We start from the raw sequence: 20,939 nt of genomic DNA, 5'->3' as shown, positions 1-20,939 counted from the left end.
GGGTCAGTTGCTGGCGGGTGCAGCAGGCGCGGCGGTGTCCGCCGGCGCAGCGTTCGCAGGCGCCGCATCCGCCGGACCCCCAGCATCGGCGGCGGGAGCCGCAGCGTCCGCACCCTGCGGCGCGGCCGCGTTCCCCTGGGTCGGCAGGTCGATCGGCGCAGGCTTGGGCGTGTCGGCCATCCGCACCGGCAGGGTCGGGTGGACGATCTGCGGCTGTTCGCCGGTCAGCGTGCCCAGGAACGCCACGATGTCCTGCGCCTGTTCCGCGGTCAGCTCGGTGCCGAGCTGGGCGTTCGACATGATTCTGACCGCGTCTTCCAGGTTCCAGACCTTGCCGGAATGGAAATACGGTGCGGTGATCGCCACGTTGCGCAGCGGCGCGGCGCGGAAGACATATTCGTCATCCGTGGTGTTGGTCACCTTGAAGCGGCCCATGTCGCGCTCTGGCCGGACCGAGGCGTCGGGCGCCTCGACCAGACCAAAGGGATAATAGCCCTCGCCCCCAAAGTTGGTGCCGGCGTGGCAGGTCATGCAGCCGGTATCCATGAACGCCTGCAGGCCGCGCTTTTCCTGCTCGTTCATCGCGCCGTCGACGCCCTGCAGCCACTGGTCGAACCGCGCGTTTGGGGTCAGCAGGGTGGCCTCGAACGCCTCGATGGCGTGGGCGAAGTTGTCGAAGGTGATCGGGTCTGCCTCGCCGGGGAAGGACGCGGTGAAGGCGTCCACATAGCCCGGCATGGATTTCACCGTCTGGATCAGGTGCTCGGGGGTGTTGTTCATCTCGACCCCGGCCTGCACCGGGCCCTGCGCCTGCGCGGCAAGGTCGGGGGCGCGGCCGTCCACCCCGCCCATGCCGATATTGTGGCAGGACTGGCACGAGAACACGCCGGATTTCGACATCCGCGGGTCGAAGAACAGCATCGAACCGAGGTCGATCTTGGCCCGCGTCATCGTGGCGCCATGCGGCGGTTCGGCGGCGCGGGGGATGACCTTGAACACCTCGCTGGCCGCGGTGCGCAGCGGGGCATCGGGCGAGGCGGCCAGCGCGGCGGCCTGCGCCTCGGACTGCGGATCGGGTTCGGGGGCGACCTTGGTGGCCGCCGCGGCCGCATTGGCCTCGCCCGAGGGGGCCGGGGCGGCCGGCGCCGCGGCTTCGGCCGCGGTGGCGTCGGCGGGGACCGCGGTCTGGGCAAAGGCCGGCTGTCCGACGGCAATCAGGGCGGTGCCAAGATAGAGAAGCTGGCGAATGGTCACGCTGTCCTCCGCTCTGGTGCTGAAATCCACCGATATTGTTAACAGACCAGCCTTTCGGTTCCCTGACACAGATCAACCTCGGCTTGTGTCCGCTTGTCGCGGCGGCCGCGCGTCGGTATTGCCGCCGGATGCTGCCCGCCGACCGCCTCGACCAGATCGTCAACCGCTTCGAGTTTCTCGAGGCGCGGCTGAACGCCGGGCCGGCGGCCGACGAGATCGCCCGGATCAGCCGCGAATATGCCGAGCTGAAGCCCGTCGTGGCCGAGATCGCCGAATGGCGCGCGGCGGGACGCGAGCTGGCCGAAGCGCAGGCGATGCTGGCCGACCCCGACATGCGGGCCTTGGCCGAGGACGAGATCGCTCGGCTGCGCGCGCGCCTGCCGGAACTGGAACAGGCGTTGCGGCTGGCGCTGCTGCCCCGCGACGCGGCCGATGCGCGGCCCGCAATCCTGGAAATCCGCCCCGGCACCGGCGGCGACGAGGCAGCCCTGTTCGCCGGCGACCTGCTGCGCATGTATCAGCGCCACGCCGAGGCCCAGGGGTGGAGCTTTCAGCTGCTCGAGCTTGCCGAATCCGAACTGGGCGGGGTGCGCGAGGCGGTGGCGCGGATCGCGGGCGAGGGCGTGTTCGCGCGGCTCAAGTACGAATCGGGCGTGCACCGGGTGCAGCGGGTGCCGGAAACCGAATCCGGTGGGCGCATCCACACCTCGGCCGCGACAGTGGCGGTGCTGCCCGAGGCCGAGGAGGTCGACATCGACATCCCCGCCGCCGACATCCGCATCGACACGATGCGGTCCTCGGGGGCCGGTGGCCAGCACGTGAACACCACCGATTCGGCGGTGCGGATCACCCATTTGCCGACCGGGATCGTGGTCACCAGCAGCGAGAAGTCCCAGCACCAGAACCGCGCCAACGCGATGGCGGTGCTGCGGGCGCGGCTGTACGACCTGGAACGCACCCGCGCCGATGCCGAACGCGCCGCCGACCGGCGCTCGCAGGTCGGTTCGGGCGACCGCAGCGAACGCATCCGCACCTACAACTTCCCGCAGGGCCGGGTCACCGATCACCGGATCAACCTGACGCTCTATGCGCTGGACCGGGTGATGACCGGCGATCTGACCGAGATCATCGACGCGCTGACCGCCCATGACCAGGCCGCGCGGCTGGCCGAGGCCGAGGGGTGAGCGGGGCTGCCCTGCTGCGCGACACCGCGGCGCGGCTGGCCCAGGGCGGCATCCCCGACGCGGCCTCGGACGCTCGGCGGCTGGTCGCCCACGCGCTGGGGGTGGAGCCCGGCGCAGTCTCGCTGTGGCAAGGCATGGCGAGCGCGGACCAGTTGGCGACGCTGGAGGCTGCCATCGCCGCCCGGCTGGCCCGCCAGCCGGTCAGCCAGATCACCGGCTGGCGTGATTTCTGGAAACACCGCCTCCGCGTCACCCGCGACACGCTCGACCCCCGGCCGGAAACCGAAACCCTGGTCGCCGCGGCGCTGGAGCTGCCCTGGCGGTCGGTGCTCGACCTGGGCACCGGCACCGGCGCGATCCTGATTTCGCTGCTTGCCGACCGGCCCGGCGTGACCGGGCTGGGCGTCGATCTGTCCGACGCCGCCCTTGCCGTGGCGCGGCGCAATGCGGCGGCACTGGGGGTCAGGGCGGAGTTCGCGCGCTCGGACTGGTTTTCGGCGGTGACGGGCCGTTTCGATCTGATCGTCTCGAACCCGCCCTATATCGGCGCGGCCGAGATGCCCGCGCTGGCCCCTGATGTGCGCGACTGGGAACCCCGCATGGCGCTGACCGACGAGGGCGACGGGCTGGCGGCCTATCGCGCCATCGCCGCCGGCGTCGCCGCCCATCTGGCACCGGGCGGCTGGCTGGCGGTCGAGATCGGGCCGACGCAGGGGGCGGCGGTGGCGGAACTGTTTGCCGCAGCGGGGCTGGGCCGGATTGCCGTGCGCCCGGATCTGGACGGGCGCGACCGGGTGGTGATCGGGCAAAGCGCCGCCTGACCGCCCCGGTTCGCGGCAGTTTGATCGGTTTTTCGGCGATTGACGCTTGCCATGACCGGAAAGCCGTGATTTAGCAGACGGCGTGACGCGGGCATCATGCCCCGCACGGGTCATCCCGCATACCTCAAAGTTGCCGGAGATTTCCGCGAAGCGCCGGGTCCGCTGCCCGGCCGATCCGCCGGATCAGGACCCCAACCCCGTCCGGGCGCGATGCCGCCGGACCAGCTATATTGGCACGATGAGATCTTCCAAATCCCGTTCGCGCAACAAGTCACGCAACCAGCGCTCGCTTGGCAACGTGGTGAACCGCGTCTTCGACAGCTCGGGCCCCGAGGGCAAGGTCCGCGGCACACCTCAGCAGATCATCGAGAAATATCTCGCTTTGGCCCGGGACGCGCAGCTGTCGAACGACCGCGTGGCGGAACAAAGCTTCCTGCAGCACGCCGAGCATTACACCCGGATGCTGGGCGAGGCGCAGCGCGAACAGGCCGAACGGCAGGCCCAGTTCGGCGGTCCGCAGCCGGGGCAGGGCGGGTCCGACGACCGTGACGAGCGGTCGAATGGCCACGCCGGCAATGGCGGCAGCAATGGCGGCGGTAACGCCAACGGCCATTACGCCGACCGCCGCGACGACCGCCGCGACGACCGGCAGGACCGGCCCGACCGCCGCGATGACCGCCGGGACGACCGCCGCGACGACCGCGATCGGGGCGACCGGCAGGACCGCCGGGACGACCGTGGCGACCGCTCGGACCGTCGTGATCGGCCGCGCGACACCCAGCCCGCCGAAAACCAGCCGGGCGAACCGCAACCGGCCGAACGGGACTTGGCGGTGGACCGCGACTCGCTGCCCGATTTCCTGCGCGCCGATCCCCTTGGCATCCCCGAGGCGCTGAGCCTCGATGACGACGCCGCCGGCCCGGTCGACACGCCCGAGGCGCGTACCGAAGCGCCTGCGCCCGACGCCGGTGCCGGGGACGACACCCCGCGCACCCCTCGCCGCCGCAGCACGACGCCGCGCCGCACGACGGCGCGCAAGCGCACGTCCAAGGGCGAGGCCGAGGCGTCCGCCGCCGACGCGACTTCGGACGAGTGAACTAGGCGCCGCGGGCGGCCTGGACCGCCCGCGCCAGCGCGCAGAACCGCTCCAGCTCGATTTCCTCGGCCCGCGCGGTGGGCGGGATCCCGACCTCGGCCAGCAGCGTCTCGATCTGCGGGTGCACCCCGCGCAGCGCCGCGCGCAGCATCTTTCGCCGCTGGTTGAAGGCCGCAAAGCTGATCTCGGATAGCACCTGCGGATCGGCCGGATAGCGCGGCCGGGGCAGGGCGGTCAGGTGGACCACCGCCGATTCGACCTTGGGCGCCGGGACGAAGGCCTGCGGCGGCAGGGTCAGCACGATCTTCGCTTCGCAGCGCCACTGCGCCAGCAGCGCCAGCCGCCCGTAATCCTTGCTGCCCGGCCGGGCCACGATGCGCTGGGCGACCTCGCGCTGGAACATCAGGGTGAGCGAGTCCCAGAACGGCGGCCAGTCCGGCGGGGTGAGCCAGCCGACCAGCAACTCGGTCCCGATGTTATAGGGCAGGTTCGCGGCGATGCGGATCGGCGGGGTCAGATGCGCCAGCGGATCGACGGTCAGCGCGTCGCCGTGGATCACGGTCAGCCGGCCGGGATAATGGGCCGCGATCTCGTCCAGCGCGGGGATGGCGCGGGCGTCCTTTTCGATCGCCAGCACATGCCGTGCGCCCTCGGCCAGCAGGCCGCGGGTCAGGCCTCCGGGGCCGGGACCGATTTCCAGCACGTCGCAGGCGGTCAGGTCGCCAGCGGCGCGGGCGATGCGGGCGGTCAGGTTCAGGTCCAGCAGGAAATTCTGCCCCAGCTGCTTCTTGGCGCGCAGGTCGTGGCGCGCGATGACCTCGCGCAGGGGGGGCAGGCCGTCGATGGCGCTCATGCGGCCCGTGGGGGCTTCGCGCCCCCACACCCCCGCGGGATATTTGCAGACAGGAGAGGCATTCAGGCCCGAGCTCCTGCCTGCGCCCGTGCCCGAGCCTGCGACATGTCCCACGCCATCCGCAGCGCCGCGCGGGTCGAGGCCGGGTCGGCGATGCCACGGCCGGCGATGTCGAAGGCGGTGCCGTGATCGGGCGAGGTGCGGATGAACGGCAGGCCCAGCGTCACGTTCACCCCGCCGGCGAAGTCCAGCGTCTTGATCGGGATCAGCGCCTGGTCGTGATAGCAGGCCACCGCCGCGTCATAGCGGGCGCGGGCAGGGGCGTGGAACATGGTGTCGGCGGGGTGGGGGCCGGTGATCGCCAGCCCCTCGGCCCGCAGCCTGTCGCAGAGCGGACGGATCCAGTCCAGCTCCTGCCGGCCCATTGCTCCGCCTTCGCCGGCATGGGGGTTAAGCCCCGCCACCGCGATGCGCGGATCGGCGATGCCGAAATCGCGGATCAGCCCGGCGCGGGTGATGCGAATGGTGCGGTCGAGCAGGTCGGGCGTCAGCGCCGCGGGCACGTCCTCCAGCGCCATGTGGATCGTGGCGGGCACCACTCGGCAGGGCGGGTCCACGGTGGTCGAGGCGAGCATCATCGCCACCTCGGCCCCCCCGGCCAGGTGGGCGAGATATTCGGTGTGGCCCGGGAAGGCGAAGCCGGCACCGTCCTTCAGCGCCTGCTTGCTGATCGGCAGGGTGACGATGCCCGCCGCCCGGCCGTCCAGCGCCAGCGCCACCGCCCGGGCGATCACGTCGATCACCCCTTGGGCGTTGGCGGGATCGGGGCGTCCCGGGACCGCCGCGGCTGCAAAGTCGTGGCGCAGGACCGGCAGGGTGCCGGGCGCGACCGGATCGCCCACCGCCTGGATTTCCGCCCACCGGGCGCCGGGGGGCAGGTGGCGCGGGTCGCCCAACCAGACGAAGGGCACGCCCGCGGCAAGGGCCAGCGGCGCAAGCTCGGGTCCGATGCCGGCCGGTTCGCCGCAGGTCAGGATCAGGGGCCGGGCCGGATCGCCGGTCACGGCTTGCGGATCACGGCGTCGGCGCGCAGTTCGGCCAGATAAGCGTCCGCGGCGGCGTTGATCTTGCGGTTGAAGATCTCGGCCCGCACCTCGTCGCGGGTCCGCAGCAACGGCTCGTCGGGCAGCGCGATCCCGGCCGCCGCGGCCGCGTCCGAGGCGGCGTTGGCGGCATTGGGCGCCTCGGCCGCCGCGGGGGTCGAGGCTTCCTCGGCGTTCGCAGCGGCCTCGGGCGTGCCGGCCGCGGCCGCGGCCCCCGCCGCGCCGGGCCGGCCGGCGGCGCTGCGCCCGGGTTCTGGCGCCCGCATCGGCTGCGGCAGGCCGGGCAGCGAGGTCGAGACCCCGACCGCATCGCCGATCAGCGCCGGCGCCCGGCGGCACAGCATGATCAGCCGCGCGCCGGCGCCATAGTCGATGACCGTGCCCTCGTTCGCGTCCAGCGACGCGATCCGCTGCGCCACGTCCAGCGGCACCGAGGACAGGGGCAGGGTCTCGCGCCGGATCGGGTCGCCGGCGAAGCGGTTGGCCTCGACATATACCTGGTCGCAGCTGTCGGCGCGTGACAGGATGCCGGCGCCCTCGGCCGCCGAGGGCAGCGCGAGTTCGACATATTCGACGGTCTGGTCGGTCGCCCCGGCGCGCAGCTTGCCGCGGGTGTCGCGCAGGAAGAACAGCACCACGGCGCCGGGCACGGTCAGCGGCTGGCTGATCGTGCCGGGGCGCATCTGGGTGACGATGTCGCGCAGTCCGGGGGCGAGGTTCGCCATCTCGACCCACTCCAGCCGCCCGCCCCGGCCGGCGGTCGGCACGGCGGAATAGCGGCGCGCGGCGGCGGCGAAGGCGGCTTCGGATGTCACCGTTTCGGCCAGTTGCCGGCCGCGCGCCAGAACCGCCTGTTCCTGGCCGGGCGGGGCCGGCATCACCAGTTCGGACAGCAGCACGGCGGTGGTGATCGGGGTCTCGATGTCGCGCTTCATCGCCTGTTCGACCTCGCGGTCGCTGACCTTGACGGTCGGCACGATGCGCTGGCGAACGACCTCGCGCCAGGCGACGCCGGCCTTGACGAAATCGCGATAGGCCTGGCGTTCGACACCGTCGCGGGCCAGCGCCTCGGTGAACTGCATCACGTCCATGTTGGCGCGGCCGGCGAATTCGGCCAACCCTTCCTCGAGTCCCTGGTCGCTGACCGCGATGCCGATCTGGCGCGCGGCTTCCAGCTTGAGCCGATCCTCGACCAGCGCCTTCAGCGCGGTCTCGCGGCCCTGTTCGGGGGCGCGCAGCACCTGCATGAAGCGGACCCGCTGGTCCAGTTCATACTGCGTGACCGCGCTGTTGTTGACATACACCACCGGGGCGAACGGTCCGGCGGCAGCGGGCAAGGCCGCGCTGCCCAGGAAAGCCGCAATCAGGGTCGCGTGAATGATCCGCCGCATCTTCGTCCTCGTTCTGGTCGCGCGGGCACGCTAGCGCAGACAGCTGCGCCGCGCCACAGTTCCCGGCCCGGTGTCGCGCTGCCGGCCAAATCCGCCCAGCCGCACCGACAGGCCCACATCGGTATTCGCCCGCAGATTGTCCGAAGCCGTGAAGCGGCGCGAGACGGAAAGATCGACGTTCACGCATTCGTTGCGATAGACAAGCCCCAGCTCTGCCTTTTGCGCCCGATTGGCGGTGAAGTCATAGCGGGTCTCGGCGCTGGCCCACCAGCCGGGGGCCATCTGCCAGCCGGTGGTGGCGGTCAGCTCCGAGACGTCGCGCGGCTGGCCCTCCTGCGTCTCGGCGTCAATCCACAGATAGCCCGCTGACAGCTGAAAGCCCGGCCGCAGCCAGCCCAGCCGCAACTCGTTGCGGTGGATGGCGAAATCGTCGTCGAACAGCGCCCGGTTGGCGATGGCGAGGCCCTGGGTGCCGCTGTAGGTCGCGGCCAGCAGCCAGTCCGACCGCTTGCCCGACAGGATCTCGCCCGAGCGGACTAAGGCCGGGTCGGGGTCGCGGCGCAAGACCCGTCCGGCGGTCACCCCAAGCGACCAGCCGGTCGGGTCGATGCGGGTCCACGTCACGCCCAGATTGGCGCGCAAGCCGCCCTCGACCGCGTCGCGGCCGGGCATCCGGGTCAGCGCAAACAGGTTGCCCTCGTCGAATTCGACCAGCTGCGCATCCTCGTTGGGGACGGTGTCCTCGTCGTCGATCTCGGGCGACCAGACGATCTGCGCCACGGGCTCCAGCAGGTTCGTCGCATCGCCCGCGTGGGCGATCAGCGGCCAGCGGAACTCGACCGCCGCGGTGGGAACGGCACGCGCGGCCGAGCTGTCGAAGCGGCTGTCGTCGCGGATGCGATAAAGGTCGGCGTCGAGCTGGGTCTTGGCCGCCGCGACCACCCCGCCCGGCAGGATCCAGTTGCGGTTCCAGTCCAGCCGGGCCGAGGCCCGGGCCATGTCGCGCCCCAGCACGTCCTCGCCCGAGCTGCGCCGATGCGCGTTGACCGAGAATTGCAGCCCGGCCTCGCCGCCCAGGGCTGGCGGATGAAAGCGGCGTTCCCACAGCGCGGTGGCGACCAGCCCCGGCGAGGTGGCGGCGTCCTCGCCTTCGCGAAAGGTCTGGTAGTTGCCGATCCGCGCCGTCAGCAGCCGATCGCGGGCGACGCGGTCCAGGGTCACCCCGCTCCACAGCCGGTCGGCGTCGGTGATGTCGTAATCCAGCAGATAGCCGCGGTCCGAGGCGGTCTGCACCTGCAGCCCCAGCAGGTAGTCGCGGGGCAGGCGGAACCTGGCGGCGCCGAACAGATAGCCGCGGGTGCCGTCCTCGATGTCGTCGCGGCTGATCGCGCCGTTCCATTCGGTGGCGCCGTTGGCGAAGGCCTGGCGATAGCGCAGCCCCAGCGTCGCCGTGCGGCTGGCCGAGACATAGGGCGTCACGGTCAGGTCGGCGCTGTCGCCGAGGGTGATGAAATAGGGCAGCATGACGCCCACCCCCAGCCCCGAGGTGGTGCGGAAGCGCGGGGCCAGAAAGCCGGTCATCCGGTCGACCGTGGGATCCGGCGCCGACAGCGCGGGCAGGGTGGCCACCGGCAGGCCGAAGGCGCGGAACTGCGGCCGGTCGAACAGGATGCGCCTTGTGGCGGCGTCATGGGTGATGCGGCGGGCGCGGATTTCCCACAGCGGCGTCGGGTCGCTGGCGCAGACATGGCAGGACGAGGCGACGACGTGGGTCAGCGTCGTCATCCGCCCGCCGCCGGTGCGCCGGACCTGGGCCGCGGCGAATTGCAGCTCGCGCGCCAGGACCAGCCGGGCGCCCTTCAGGATGCCGTCGCGCAGGCCCTCGTCCAGCTGCGCCGAATCGGCGATCAGCACGGTTTCCTCGTCGGTGCCGGCCTTGCCTGGCTCGGTCAGGTGGATCGGCCCCTCGATCCGCATCGTGCCGGCAGTGCCGTCATAGATGACCCGCTCGGCCACCAGCCGCGCGCCCTCGAACCAGATCACCACCCCGCCCGAGGCGGTCAGCACCCGGTCGCCGGTCAGGTCCACGTGATCGGCCAGCAGCGTCGCGGCGCCGTCGGCCTCGGCCTCGATCCGAGAGGGGACGGGCCGCGTGGGGGCGATCACCACGGTGGGCACGTCCGAGGCCGAGGTGCCGTCGGCGCGGGTGTCCTCGTCCCCCGGGGTCGAGGTCGGGGCCAGCGCCGGCGCCTTGCCCCGCGACGAGGCGATCGAGGGCACCAGCAGGTCGGTCTGGGCGGGCGACGGCCCCGCCCAGGCGCAGGCCGCCAGCGCCGCGAAAAGCCCGATCGCCCTTGGTGCCGTGCCGCGCGTCATCCGTCCTCCAGTTTCAACAGGGCCGCCATCGCCAGCAGCGCCGCCACCAGTGGCGGGGCGAAGGCGGCGAAGGCCGGGGGCACCTCGCCGGCCTCGCCCAGAACCTGCGTCAGGTTGCGCAGAAAGAACAGCCCGACGCCCGAGGCGAAGGCCGCGAGCACCAGCAATCCCGTCCGCCGCCCGCGCATCGGCCGCATGGTGAACACCGCGGCGACCATGACCATCGCGGCCATCAGGAACGGCCGGGCCAGTTCCATCGCCAGCCAGACCCGGTGCCGCAGGGCCGAGAACCCGGCCCGTTCGAGCCCGGCGATGAAGGCCGGCAACTGCCAGACCGGCACCGCCTCGGGGGCGCCGAAGCCGTCGCGGATGCGCGCGGCGGTCAGGTCGGTGGGCAGGCTCAGCCCCGGTAGGGTCAGGGCGCCGGCTTCGGGGTTGGCCTCGGCCAGCGGCCATTCCTTGACCCCGCTCAGCATCCAGGACGATCCGTTCAGCCGCGCCGACTGGGCGGCGATGCGGCGCACCGGGCCGCGTGTGGCGTCGAAGACCAGGAAGGTCGCGTCATACAGCGTCGTGGCGTCGGGGCTGGCGCGGGTGGCGCGGATCACGATCTGGCCGCCATCCGCCCCGGTCCCCGCGGTGGCCGCCGGCACGCCCTGGCGCAGCCAGACCGCGCCCTTGCCCAGCGACACCGCCTGCGGCGCGCGGCCGGCGACCCGGGCAGCGGCCTCGTCATAGCGTTTCGAGGTGCCCGCGACGATGGGGTTCAGCACGCTGACCAGCAGCGCCCCGATCAGCGCCGCGGTGAACGCCGGCGCGCCGAGGATGCGCAGGCCCGACCGCCCGGCGGCGCGGATCGCCACAAGCTCGGAACTGCGCGACAGCCCCAGGAACAGCGCGATGGCGGCCAGCAGGGTCATCAGCGGCAGGATCGCATAGAAGCTGCCGGCGATGTTCAGCGCCGCCAGCCCCGCCACGCGCCTCAGCCCCACCCCCTCGCCGCCAAAGCGGCGGATCTGTTCGACGAGGTCGATCAGGAACAGGATGGCCAGGAACGCCCCCGCGACCAGCAGGAACTGGCGCAGGAAGCGGCGGGCGAGATAGCGCTGCAGGATCATGCCGCCGCCTCCGCGGGCACCGAGGGCGCCCGGACCCGGCGCGGCCGCGCCGCCGTCCACAACGCGGCGGCCGCGATCAGCGCGCCGATCAGCGGGGCCAGATACAGGATCGGCCACGCCTCGGGCGACTGGGCGGTGCGGCTGGCGGCGGCGGTGGACAGCCCGTGCACCACGACCAGCGCGACGATCGCCCAGATCACCTGCCGCCAGACGCCAAAGCGCGAATAGCCGCCCAGCAGCAGCATCGCAAAACCCAGCAGCGCGCCGATCGGCGCCATCAGGGGCTGGGCGATCCGCTCATGCGCCTCGGCCCGGGCGCGGGGGGGCGAGGCGCCGGTGGCCTCGAGCAGCGCGGCATCGGGGCTGAGGAGGCGGGCCGTCGAATAGGTCCGCAGATCGCGGTCCTTGCGCGCCTGCGCGGCGAACATGCCGCCGATGTCATAGGTCAGGTCGGTGAAGCGGGTGACCGACAGCCGCGGCTCGGCCCCGGCCTTGGCGCGCAGATTCTGGGTCATGCCGCGCTGCATGACCAGCCGCGGACCGCCGTCGGTGCGCAGCACCAGCGCCTCTTCGGCGGTATGGATCGCCTGGTCGGCGGGGTTGCGGGCGTCTTCCAGGAACAGGTCGCGCAGGCGGCCGTCGGGGGCCATCTCGCCGATGAACAGGGTGACGCCGTCGGCGGGATACTGGAACACCCCGGCGCGCAGGAACTGGGCGGTGACGTTTTCTGCGATCTCGGCCTGCCGGTCGGCCAGCCGCGCGCGCGCCATCGGCACCAGCCCGTGCGCGAGGATCGCCACCATCACCCCGACGATGACGCCGAAGACCAGCACCGGCCGCGCCATCCGCCAGGGCGACATCCCGGCCGCCTGCATCGCCGTCTGCTCGGATTCCGAGGCCAGCCGCGACGTGCCGTAGGCCGCCGCCGCGAAGGCCGCCACCGGCAGCACCAGCGAGATCACCAGCGGCAGGGTCAGCGCGGTGAATTCCAGCACCACCAGCGCGGTCTGGCCGTCCTGGATCAGCTGCTCGAACAGCTGGACGGCGCGGTTGATCCAGTAGACCGACACCAGCACCAACGCAAAGAACCCGAACTGCGTCAGGTAGTGCGTGAGCATGTAGCGGTCGATCCGGGGCATGTCCCCTCCTTGGCGCAACCGGCGCCGGCGCGCCCTGATTAGCCCCGCCGGCGCCGTCGCGAAAGCCCCGCATGGCTGTCGCCCGCCCAGGGCCGGCGCCGGCGGCGGGGCGGGCTGGTCAAGCGGGTGGGGCGGGGATAGGCTCCGCCCGGTTATCAGCACAGGGCTTTTCTCGCGCTGACCCACCCCGTCGAAATCCGCTTCATGCCGGCCTCGGACGCCGATCTCACCGCGCGCAAGGGCCGCCTCGCGCTGTTGATCGGGGACCGGGGCCAGACGCCCAGGGGTCTTCCCCCGGCGCTGCGCCGCGGGCTGGCGCGGGCGCTGGAATCCAAGGCGTGGGCCGACGTCAAGCCGGGCGCCGCGATGGAACTGGCCTTCCCGGCGGGCATCGCCGCCGACGCCGTGCAGCTGGTGCGCCTGCCGCGCAAGGCCGACGCGGCCACCGCCCGCAAGGCCGGGGCGGCGATCGGCGCGCGGATTGGCAAGGGCGAGGTCACCGTGGTGGCCCCCGCCCATGACCGGATCGCCGAGGTGGCGCTGGGCATCGCGCTGAAGGGGTATGACTTTTCGGTCTACAAGTCCCGCCCCGGCGATCACGCCGAAGGCGAGGCGGCCGAGGACTTGCCGGTGACGGCCCCGCAGGCGGTGTCGCACAGCGGTGCCATGCCCGACGCACGGCTGGTCGATTCCGCTGGCGCCGAGACGGTGCCCGAACCCGACAGAGCCGCCGCTGACGCCCCCTCCGAACCGCCGCAGCCCGACAAGGCCAGCGTCACGATCCTGTGTCCCGACCCCGAAGCCGTGGCCCGCGCCGCCGGCGACGGCGCGGCGCTGGCCGAGGGCGTGTTCTTCACCCGCGACCTGGTCAACGAACCGGCCAACGTTCTGACCACCTCGGATTTCGCCGACCGGCTGCTCGCGATGCAGGAGCTGGGGCTCGAGGTCGAGGTGCTGGACGAGCACGAGCTGTCCCGGCTGGGCATGCGCGCGCTGCTGGCCGTGGGGCAGGGGTCGGAAAGCCCCTCCAAGGTCGTCGTCATGCGCTGGAACGGCGGCGGGGACGAGCCGCCGCTGGCGCTGGTCGGCAAGGGCGTCGTCTTCGACAGCGGCGGCATTTCCATCAAGCCCGCGCAGGGGATGGAGGAGATGACGATGGACATGGGCGGCGCCGGCGTCGTCGCCGGCGTCATGCGCACGCTGGCGCTGCGCCGGGCGCGCGCCAACGTCGTGGGGCTGGTCGGGCTGGTCGAGAACATGCCCGACGGCCGCGCCCAGCGTCCGGGCGACATCGTGCGGTCGATGAAGGGCGACATGATCGAGGTCATCAACACCGACGCCGAAGGGCGGCTCGTGCTGGCCGACGTGCTGTGGTACGCGCAGGACCGCTTCCAGCCCGCGGCGGTGGTGAACCTGGCGACGCTGACCGGGGCCATCATCGTGGCGCTGGGGCACGAGAATGCCGGGCTGTTTGCCAACGACGACGCGCTGGCGGAGGGGCTGCTGAAGGCCGCCGCGGCCGAGGGCGAGGGGCTGTGGCGGATGCCGCTGGCGCCGGCCTATGACGAGATCATCAAGTCGCGGCTGGCCGACGTGAAGAACTCGGGCGGCCGCGCGGCGGGGTCGATCACCGCAGCGCAGTTCCTGCAGCGCTTCATCCGCAAGGGCACGCCCTGGGCGCATCTGGACATCGCCGGGGTGGCGCTGCCGCCGGGGGAAACCACGCTTGCGCCCAAAGGCGCGACGGGCTGGGGGGTGATGACGCTGGACCGGCTGATCCGGGACCGCTTCGAGGCGCGGCCGTCGGGGGACAGGTAGTCGCGTGGGCAACGCGATGTTCTATCACCTGACGCGATCCCCGGCCGAACAGCTGCTGCCCACGCTGATCGGCAAGTCGCGCCAGGCCGGCTGGCGGGTCGAGCTGCGCGGCACCGACGCCGCCCGCATGGCGCGGCTGGACGAGGCGCTGTGGCAGGGCGACGGCTTCCTGCCGCACGGGCTGGCCGGCGGGCCGCATGACGCGCTGCAGCCGGTGCTGCTGACGGTCGGCGGTGCGGGTGACGCGGGGAAGGGCGCGGGCGCCGACTGCCTGATCGCGCTGGACGGCGCGGCGGTCGATCCGGCCGAATGTGCCCCGGCGCAGCGGGTCTGCATCGTCTTCGATGGCAACGACCCGACCGCGCTGGACACGGCGCGGGGCCAGTGGCGCAGCCTGACGGGGGCGGGCGTGGCGGCCGAATACTGGTCGGAAGAGGGCGGGCGCTGGGAACGCAAGCGCTAGCGCGCCCGGCCGCACCGGGGGCTTCGCGCCCCCGGACCCCCGCGGGATATTTGCAGACAGAAGATACCTGGCCCGTGGAGGGGTCTCAGCGTTCGAGGACCAGCGTGTCGCCTTCGAAGCCAACGCGAGCGAAGCGACGCAGATAGTCCATGCCCATCAGCGAGGTGCCGATGTCGCCGTTGATGACCACGGCGGCGACGTCGTCGTCGCGGATGTCGCCGATCTGCACGCTGTCCAGCCGCACGGCGGCGGTGGGCACGACCCCGTTCGCGGTCTGGGCCTGTCCCGCATAGGCCAGCGTATCGAGGTCGATCCCCGCCCGTTCCGCGTCGCGCCGGCGCAGCGCCAGCGACGAGGCGCCGGTATCGACCACGAAGCGCACCGGCACCTCGTTGATCTCGGCGGTCAGGTGGAAATGCCCGTCGGTGCCGATCGGGACCTCGATGCGGCCCTCGCCCAGCACCTCTTGCCGGGGCAGCACGTCGCGGCGAACATCCTCCCACAGGCCGAAGCCCGCGACGAGCCCGATGAAGATCAGCACCCAGGCAAGCACCCCGCGCGAGGCGCGGCCGGCGTCGCGGCGGAACTCGACCACCAGGAACCCGCCGACCGCGATGGCCAGCAGCAGGAGATAGGCGAGGCGGGCGAATTCGTTGCTCATGGGTCTCCGTGGCCCGGGTCCGGGGGGCGCGCCAGATGTAGGGACGAGGGCGCGATTTGCCAGAGCCGGGGCAGGTTACAGGAAAAGGTCCGCGGCGGTCAGGCCGGTCAGCCCGACGAGATAGACCTGCAGGTCGGCCCTCGCATCGCCGCCAAGGTCCAGCGACAGCATGGTCCCCGCCGTGCCGACGGAAAACCACGCGCCGTGCGCGCGGGCGGCGGTGCCGCCCTAGGCAAAGGCCTGTCGCCTGCGGTTCCGGGATCGGCGTCCCGCCCCGCCAGCGATAGCCGGTCCTGCCCGCGGGCGAAGTCCCGCACGATATCGGCCGCTGCGCCGAGGCCGGCATCGGTCGGCTGGGTGAACAGGAAGACGTCGGCGCCGCCGATCAGCCGGTCCCGGCCGGCGCTGCCGATCAGCATGTCGTTGCCGCCGGCGCCGTTCAGCACGTCGTCCCCCGCTCCGCCGTTCAGCACGTTGACGGCGGCGTTGCCGGTCAGGGCGTCCGCGCCCCTGCTGCCGGTCAGGTTCTCGATCCCGACCAGCCGGTCCACGCCCTGGCCCGTCGCCTGCGGGGCCGTCGACCCCAGCGTGACGACCACCTGCACGGCGCTGGAATAGATCGCCGTGTCGATGCCCGCGCCGCCGTCCAGCACGTCGTTGTCCGCCGTGCCGCGGCCAAAGATCCGGGCTGCCACCCCATCGTCATCGACGTCGATCGAACCGGTGGGCGTGGCGCGATACCGGGGCATCAGGGGCGACCGCTTGCGGCCGAATGCAGCGATCCGGCTGCGCCCGATGGCCGCAGCTCGCGCCCGGTGACCGGGTGCGGGCGGATAGGGGCTTTCGAATGCGCGTCCATGGTCCTATATGCGTTGAGGCGGCTGCTTGCCGCCGGGCCCTGACGGCCCGACAACCGGAGAGAGACGATGCACGCACCTTCCCCAATGGCGCTTCTGCTGATCGCCATCGTCGTCCTGGTCCTGTTCGGCCGGGGCAAGGTTTCCTCGCTGATGGGCGAGGTCGGCAAGGGCATCACCGCCTTCAAGCGCGGCGTCAAGGACGGCGCGGACGAGGTCGAGCGCACCGTAGACACCGCGACCGACCGGGCCGCGATCCGCGCCGACCGCAGCGCCGACGACCTGGAGGCCGCCGCCGCCAAGGCGCGGGCCGAGGCCGACCGCATCCAGGCCGAGGCCGATGCCGCCCGGGCCCGCCGCGAGGCCGGCCTGCGCGACGTGACCCCGCGCGACGCCGACCGCCTGTAAGCGCCTCGGGGCCGCGGTCAGATCATGTTCGACGTCGGCTGGACGGAATTGCTGCTGATCGGCGTCGTGGCGCTGATCGTGATCGGTCCCAGGGACCTGCCGGTGATGTTCCACACGCTGGGCCGGATCACCGCCCGTGCCCGCGGCATGGCGCGGGAGTTTTCCTCGGCGATGGAAGATGCGGCCAAGGCGTCCGGCGTCCACGAGGCGACCAAGGAACTGGCCGATCTGAAGAAGATGACCAGTGCCCGCTCGCTGGGGCTCGATGCGCTCAGCCGCGCCGCCGACAAGTTCGAGAAATGGGATCCGCTCGAGCCGGTGCGCGACGCGACCGGCCCGGTGCCGGACCCCGCCGCGCCGACGCCGGTGGTGTCCTCGGGCGATCCGGCGATGCGGTCCTCCGGCACCGCGGCGGCAACGCAGGCTGCCGCCACGGTGCCCGATGCCGTGACCCCTCCGACGCCGGGCGCCGCCCCGGCCCCCGCTGCCGCCCCTGTCCGCGAGCCCGGCGCCGTGGCGACCGGCCTCGGCCTCGGGCTCGGCACCCCGGTGGCGGAACCCGAGCCCCCTGTCCACCAGCCCGGCGCCCGCCGGCTGCACGCCGTGCGGCGCAGCGACCGGAGCTGACGACTTGCCCAACCGCCCCGACGACATCGACGACAGCTCGGCCCCGCTGATCGAGCACCTGGCCGAATTGCGCAACCGCCTGATCTGGTCGGTGCTGGCCTTCGTGATCGCCGCCATCTGCTGCTATTTCGTCTGGCAGCCGGTCTTCGACTTCCTTACCCAGCCGATCTGCGGCGCGCTGGCCAAGCGCGGGCAGGAATGCGGGCTGATCATGCTCAAGGTGCAGGAAGGCTTCTTCCTGGCCATGCAGATCGCCATGTTCGGCGGCTTCATCCTGGCGTTCCCGGTGATCGCCTATCAGCTGTGGCGGTTCATCGCGCCGGGGCTGTATCGGTCCGAAAAGCAGGCGTTCCTGCCGTTCCTGATCGCCTCGCCGGTGATGTTCGCGCTGGGCGCCGCCTTCGCCTATTTCGTCATCCTGCCCTGGGCCTTCGACTTCTTCCTCGGCTTCCAGAGCGGCCCGCTGCAGCTGCCCGACGACCCCAAGGCGCCGGTCGCCAATGACCCCAAGATGGCCGGGATCGTGTTCCAGGGCTCGATCAGCGAGTATCTGTCGCTGACCACCAAGTTCATCCTCGCCTTCGGCCTGTCCTTCCAGTTGCCGGTGGCGCTGACGCTGATGGGCAAGGCGGGGCTGGTGTCGGCCAAGGGTTTGGGGTCGATGCGCCGCTATGCAGTGGTCCTGATCCTGGTGCTGTCGGCGATGGTGACGCCGCCCGACATCATCAGCCAGATCGTGCTGTTCTCGGTGATCTATGGCCTCTATGAAATCGCCATCCAGCTGGTGAAGCGGATCGAGGTCAAGCGCGAGGCCCAGCTGCGCGCCGAGGGCCTGTGGGTCGATGTCGATGACGACTGAACCGCTGGAGCGCATCGCCGACGCGCTGGACCGGCTGACCCCGCCGCCCGCGCCGGCGCCCAGCTTCACCGAGGCCGAGGCCTATGTCTGGCACACCGCCCCCGACCGGCTGGACCCGGTGCGGCGGGTGAACCGGGTGCCGCTGGACCAGCTGGTCGGGATCGACCGCTCACGCGACACGCTGCTGGCCAACACGCTGCAATTCGCCCGCGGCCATGCTGCCAACAATGCGCTCCTGTGGGGCGCGCGGGGGATGGGAAAATCCAGCCTCGTCAAGGCCGTGCACGCCGAGGCCGTGGCACGCGGCCTGCCCCTGGTGCTGGTCGAGATCAGCCGCGACGACCTTGAGTCGGTGGGCCGCCTGCTGGCGCTGCTGGGCGCGTCGGACCGGCGTTTCCTGCTCTTCGCCGACGATTTGTCGTTCTCGCATGACGATGCGCAGTACAAGTCGCTGAAGGCGGTCCTGGATGGCGGGCTGGCCGGGCGGCCGCCGAACGTGGTGCTGTATGCGACCTCGAACCGCCGCCACCTGATGCCGCGCGACATGATCGACAACGAGCGCGCCTCGGCGATCCATCCCGGCGAGGCGGTCGAGGAGAAGGTCTCGCTGTCCGACCGGTTCGGGCTGTGGCTGGGCTTTCACCCCTGCGGCCAGGACGAGTTCCTGGCGATGATCGACGGCTATTGCGGGGCCTACGGGCTGTCGGTCGACCCCGAGACGCTGCGCGCCGAGGCGATCGAGTGGCAGGCCACCCGCGGCGCCCGCTCGGGCCGCGTGGCGTGGCAGTTCTTCACCGATCTGGCGGGGCGGCACGGGCTGGCTTTGTGAGGCCGCTAACCTGTTGGCAAGAATTCCGTGCGACTGTCCCGACAAGGGAACGAACGATTCGGACGGGTCATGACTGCGGCAGACGACAGCATCGACACGGGCGCTGGCGGATCGGTGCTGCTGCGCCATATCACGGCGCAGGCGGCCCGCCGCGCCGCCGAACGTGCCGCGGCCGGCCGTCCCGATCCGGTCGTCCCGCCCGTGCCGGTGCCGCGCGGGCCTGACCGGGTCATCGCCAGCGCCATCGGCCGTGCGGCGGACCGGGTGCATGGCATGCCGCTTTTCTTCGACCGGGTCAGCGTCGGCCACGCCGTCCTGGCCGAGGTGCCCGAACTGCTGCCCGAACAGTCGCTGATCCTCGCCGTCGAGGGGCCGGGGGGCGCGATGGGCACGGCCGCGATCTGCCCGGGCCTGCTGTCCTCGCTGATCGAGATGCAGGCGATGGGCCGGATCTCGGCGCGCCCCGCGCCCGCCCGCCGGCCGACCCGGACAGATGGCGTCATCAGCGCCGATTTCCTCAATGGCTGCCTGGCCGAGATCGCCGCCGACCTTGCCGCGCATGAGGGGTTCGAGGGCATGGCCGGCTATCGCTATGCGAGCTTCGTCGAGGATCCGCGGCTGCTGGACCTGATGCTCGAGGACGTGACCTATCGCCATATCGCCGTGTCTCTGCGCGCCGGGCCGGCCGGGCAGAGGGACGGGCGGCTGGTCCTCCTGCTGCCCGGCGCGGCCGCCGCGCCACGCCGTGTCTCGCTGCCGCTGGCAGAGTCCGAGACCCCGGCGGTCGCCGCGGCTCCGGATCAGGGGGTGCTGGCGGACGCGATCCGGACGCTGCCGATCGAACTGGTCGGCGTGCTGTGCCGCCGCAGCATCTCCCTGGGCGAGCTGCGCGCGCTGTCGGCTGGCGACACCATCACCCTTCCGCCCGACGCGCTCACCTCGGCCACGCTCGAGACCGCGACCGGCCAGCCCCTGTTCCGCGGCAAGCTGGGCGAAGTCGCCGGGCGCCATGCGCTGCGGCTCGCCGGATCGCAGGGCGGCGGGCTCCGCGACCGGGCCGCGTCGGCCCGAGGGATGCACGACCTGGCCGAGCCGGTGTCGGAACACCTGACGGCGTCCGACGCCGGTCCGGGACGGATCGATGGCGCGGCGGTCGATCTCGCAGGGATGGCACCCCTCGCGTGGGGGGCCGATGAGTCCGAGGCCCCCGGCCCGCTGACCGCGCTCGACCCTCTGCCCGCCACCGGGTTCGACCCACCGATCGACGATCTGAACGTGCCGGACCCCTTCCGCGACGCGAGCCAGCCCCTCGCGGATGACGGTCAGGAATTCGCCTTTCCCGCGACCGACCTGTCGGCCTGGGAGGATGCGGAGGGCGAGGCGGTGACGCCGATGCAGATCAACATCGGGTAGGGGACGGAGAATCCGCCTCCGCGACGCACGGAGACAGCAGTTCCGCACGGTTTGGTGCCTGCGGCGACCCAGAGGCTGTGCCCCGGCTGACCACGCGCACGGTTGCGCTGCGGAAATGAAACGATCGGGACCCACTCTGCTACGATAAATCGTCTGTCGAGGTCACCGCAGCGGAAACCTGGTCGACGCGATATCGGGACGGCGTGGGCCGCCCTCTGCCCAAACAACTCGAACCCTTGGCCCTGCTTACGCAGCCAGGGCGATGCGGCCTCCGGGCAGGCGCTGGATGCGCCCGGCGAGTTCCAGGTCGAGGATCACGGGCGCGAGTTGCGCGGGCGATACGCCGAGATCGCGGATCAGGCTGTCTTCCTCGGTCGGCGACGGACCGATCAGGCGGAGGAGGCGCTCTGGCAGGGCGAGGCCGGCGGGTGCGGGCCCGGGTTGCGCCTCGTCCTCCGGCCCGCTCGCAGCGGGCGGGGCGGATCCGATGGACCTCGCGCTTGCGGCGGGACGCGAGACTGCCGACCCAGCCGGGTGGCCCAAGGCCGCTCTGGCAGAGGAACGCGGTCGACCCCTGCCAGACGGGGAATACCCGCCGGACGCTTCGTCGGTCTGATGCGGGCCGGTTGCACTGCCAGCGCCGCCGTCACGCCCCGCGGCCTCCCCGCC

19 protein-coding genes and 1 pseudogene are annotated in these 20,939 nt (G+C 72.0%); 10 read left to right on the top strand and 10 right to left on the bottom strand.

Annotation, left to right across the window (positions count from 1 at the left end; genetic code table 11):
- Window positions 1-3 precede the first annotated feature (3 nt).
- The gene (locus IC63_RS03850) at window positions 4-1,254 is read right to left on the bottom strand and encodes a cytochrome-c peroxidase (protein ID WP_232222499.1); all 1,251 of its coding nucleotides are present in this window, start codon (window positions 1,252-1,254) and stop codon (window positions 4-6) included.
- Between the two features lie 128 nt (window positions 1,255-1,382).
- On the opposite strand from IC63_RS03850, the gene prfA reads away from it, so the two are divergent.
- The 3 genes from prfA to IC63_RS17290 all read left to right on the top strand — a co-directional run bounded on the left by prfA (window position 1,383) and on the right by IC63_RS17290 (window position 4,355).
- Complete coding sequence (gene prfA, locus IC63_RS03845; RefSeq protein ID WP_036717078.1) at window positions 1,383-2,438, top strand: peptide chain release factor 1; 1,056 nt, start codon at window positions 1,383-1,385, stop codon at window positions 2,436-2,438.
- A complete protein-coding gene (gene prmC / locus IC63_RS03840; RefSeq protein WP_052041856.1) occupies window positions 2,435-3,259 on the top strand; it encodes a peptide chain release factor N(5)-glutamine methyltransferase in 825 nt (274 codons plus the stop codon). The genes prfA and prmC overlap by 4 nt, the downstream gene beginning before the upstream one ends.
- A 238-nt stretch (window positions 3,260-3,497) precedes the next feature.
- Window positions 3,498-4,355 (top strand): DUF4167 domain-containing protein, encoded by an 858-nt coding sequence (locus IC63_RS17290; RefSeq protein WP_084115460.1) that lies wholly within the window; start codon window positions 3,498-3,500, stop codon window positions 4,353-4,355.
- Window position 4,356: 1 nt separating this feature from the next.
- Here the strand turns inward: IC63_RS17290 and rsmA are convergent, their stop codons facing one another.
- The 6 genes from rsmA to lptF form a co-directional block, all read right to left on the bottom strand.
- Entirely contained in the window at window positions 4,357-5,208 is an 852-nt protein-coding gene (gene rsmA / locus IC63_RS03830) for a 16S rRNA (adenine(1518)-N(6)/adenine(1519)-N(6))-dimethyltransferase RsmA (protein ID WP_036717076.1), read from the bottom strand.
- Window positions 5,209-5,270: 62 nt separating this feature from the next.
- A complete protein-coding gene (gene pdxA / locus IC63_RS03825) occupies window positions 5,271-6,272 on the bottom strand; it encodes a 4-hydroxythreonine-4-phosphate dehydrogenase PdxA (RefSeq protein ID WP_036717075.1) in 1,002 nt (333 codons plus the stop codon).
- On the bottom strand, window positions 6,269-7,702 hold the full coding sequence (locus tag IC63_RS03820; protein WP_036717073.1) for a peptidylprolyl isomerase: 1,434 nt from the start codon (window positions 7,700-7,702) through the stop codon (window positions 6,269-6,271). Before IC63_RS03820 ends, pdxA begins: the two co-directional genes overlap by 4 nt.
- A 30-nt stretch (window positions 7,703-7,732) precedes the next feature.
- A complete protein-coding gene (locus IC63_RS03815) occupies window positions 7,733-10,078 on the bottom strand; it encodes an LPS-assembly protein LptD (RefSeq protein WP_052041855.1) in 2,346 nt (781 codons plus the stop codon).
- Window positions 10,075-11,196: an LPS export ABC transporter permease LptG gene (gene lptG / locus IC63_RS03810; protein ID WP_036717145.1), complete on the bottom strand. Its 1,122-nt coding sequence runs from the start codon at window positions 11,194-11,196 to the stop codon at window positions 10,075-10,077. The genes IC63_RS03815 and lptG overlap by 4 nt, the downstream gene beginning before the upstream one ends.
- Window positions 11,193-12,335, bottom strand: a complete 1,143-nt coding sequence (lptF, locus tag IC63_RS03805) for an LPS export ABC transporter permease LptF (RefSeq protein WP_036717071.1) — start codon at window positions 12,333-12,335, stop codon at window positions 11,193-11,195. Before lptF ends, lptG begins: the two co-directional genes overlap by 4 nt.
- A gap of 204 nt (window positions 12,336-12,539) precedes the next feature.
- Between lptF and IC63_RS03800 the strand changes: the two genes are divergently transcribed.
- Both IC63_RS03800 and IC63_RS03795 read left to right on the top strand, forming a co-directional pair.
- Window positions 12,540-14,153, top strand: a complete 1,614-nt coding sequence (locus tag IC63_RS03800; protein WP_232222498.1) for a leucyl aminopeptidase — start codon at window positions 12,540-12,542, stop codon at window positions 14,151-14,153.
- Between the two features lie 4 nt (window positions 14,154-14,157).
- Window positions 14,158-14,616 (top strand): DNA polymerase III subunit chi, encoded by a 459-nt coding sequence (locus IC63_RS03795; RefSeq protein ID WP_036717067.1) that lies wholly within the window; start codon window positions 14,158-14,160, stop codon window positions 14,614-14,616.
- An 85-nt stretch (window positions 14,617-14,701) separates the two neighbouring features.
- Here IC63_RS03795 and IC63_RS03790 read toward each other — a convergent pair whose 3' ends face one another.
- A complete protein-coding gene (locus IC63_RS03790) occupies window positions 14,702-15,277 on the bottom strand; it encodes a retropepsin-like aspartic protease family protein (RefSeq protein ID WP_036717065.1) in 576 nt (191 codons plus the stop codon).
- A gap of 107 nt (window positions 15,278-15,384) precedes the next feature.
- Window positions 15,385-16,026, bottom strand: a complete 642-nt coding sequence (locus tag IC63_RS03785) for a calcium-binding protein (protein WP_036717063.1) — start codon at window positions 16,024-16,026, stop codon at window positions 15,385-15,387.
- Window positions 16,027-16,203: 177 nt separating this feature from the next.
- Here IC63_RS03785 and IC63_RS18675 point away from each other — a divergent pair.
- The 5 genes and pseudogenes from IC63_RS18675 to IC63_RS16850 form a co-directional block, all read left to right on the top strand.
- Window positions 16,204-16,365 (top strand): annotated as a pseudogene (locus tag IC63_RS18675) (twin-arginine translocase TatA/TatE family subunit); the annotation flags it as partial.
- Window positions 16,366-16,566: 201 nt separating this feature from the next.
- The gene (gene tatB, locus IC63_RS03775) at window positions 16,567-17,169 is read left to right on the top strand and encodes a Sec-independent protein translocase protein TatB (RefSeq protein ID WP_084115459.1); all 603 of its coding nucleotides are present in this window, start codon (window positions 16,567-16,569) and stop codon (window positions 17,167-17,169) included.
- A gap of 4 nt (window positions 17,170-17,173) precedes the next feature.
- Window positions 17,174-18,028: a twin-arginine translocase subunit TatC gene (tatC, locus tag IC63_RS03770; RefSeq protein ID WP_036717059.1), complete on the top strand. Its 855-nt coding sequence runs from the start codon at window positions 17,174-17,176 to the stop codon at window positions 18,026-18,028.
- Window positions 18,018-18,857 (top strand): ATP-binding protein, encoded by an 840-nt coding sequence (locus IC63_RS03765; protein WP_036717057.1) that lies wholly within the window; start codon window positions 18,018-18,020, stop codon window positions 18,855-18,857. Before tatC ends, IC63_RS03765 begins: the two co-directional genes overlap by 11 nt.
- Before the next feature lie 69 nt (window positions 18,858-18,926).
- Window positions 18,927-20,270 carry a FliM/FliN family flagellar motor switch protein gene (locus IC63_RS16850; RefSeq protein ID WP_052041854.1) on the top strand — a complete coding sequence of 448 codons (1,344 nt, stop codon included), beginning with the start codon at window positions 18,927-18,929 and terminating at the stop codon, window positions 20,268-20,270.
- Window positions 20,271-20,516: 246 nt separating this feature from the next.
- Here the strand turns inward: IC63_RS16850 and IC63_RS18385 are convergent.
- The coding region (locus IC63_RS18385; protein ID WP_456299420.1) for a DprA-like winged helix domain-containing protein at window positions 20,517-20,939 on the bottom strand (423 nt) is incomplete at its 5' end.

This window comes from Paracoccus sphaerophysae, from assembly GCF_000763805.1.
Classification (GTDB): Bacteria; Pseudomonadota; Alphaproteobacteria; order Rhodobacterales; family Rhodobacteraceae; genus Paracoccus; species Paracoccus sphaerophysae.
The sequence above is the reverse complement of the archived record's forward strand: the minus strand, read 5'-3'. Positions and strand labels throughout refer to the sequence as shown.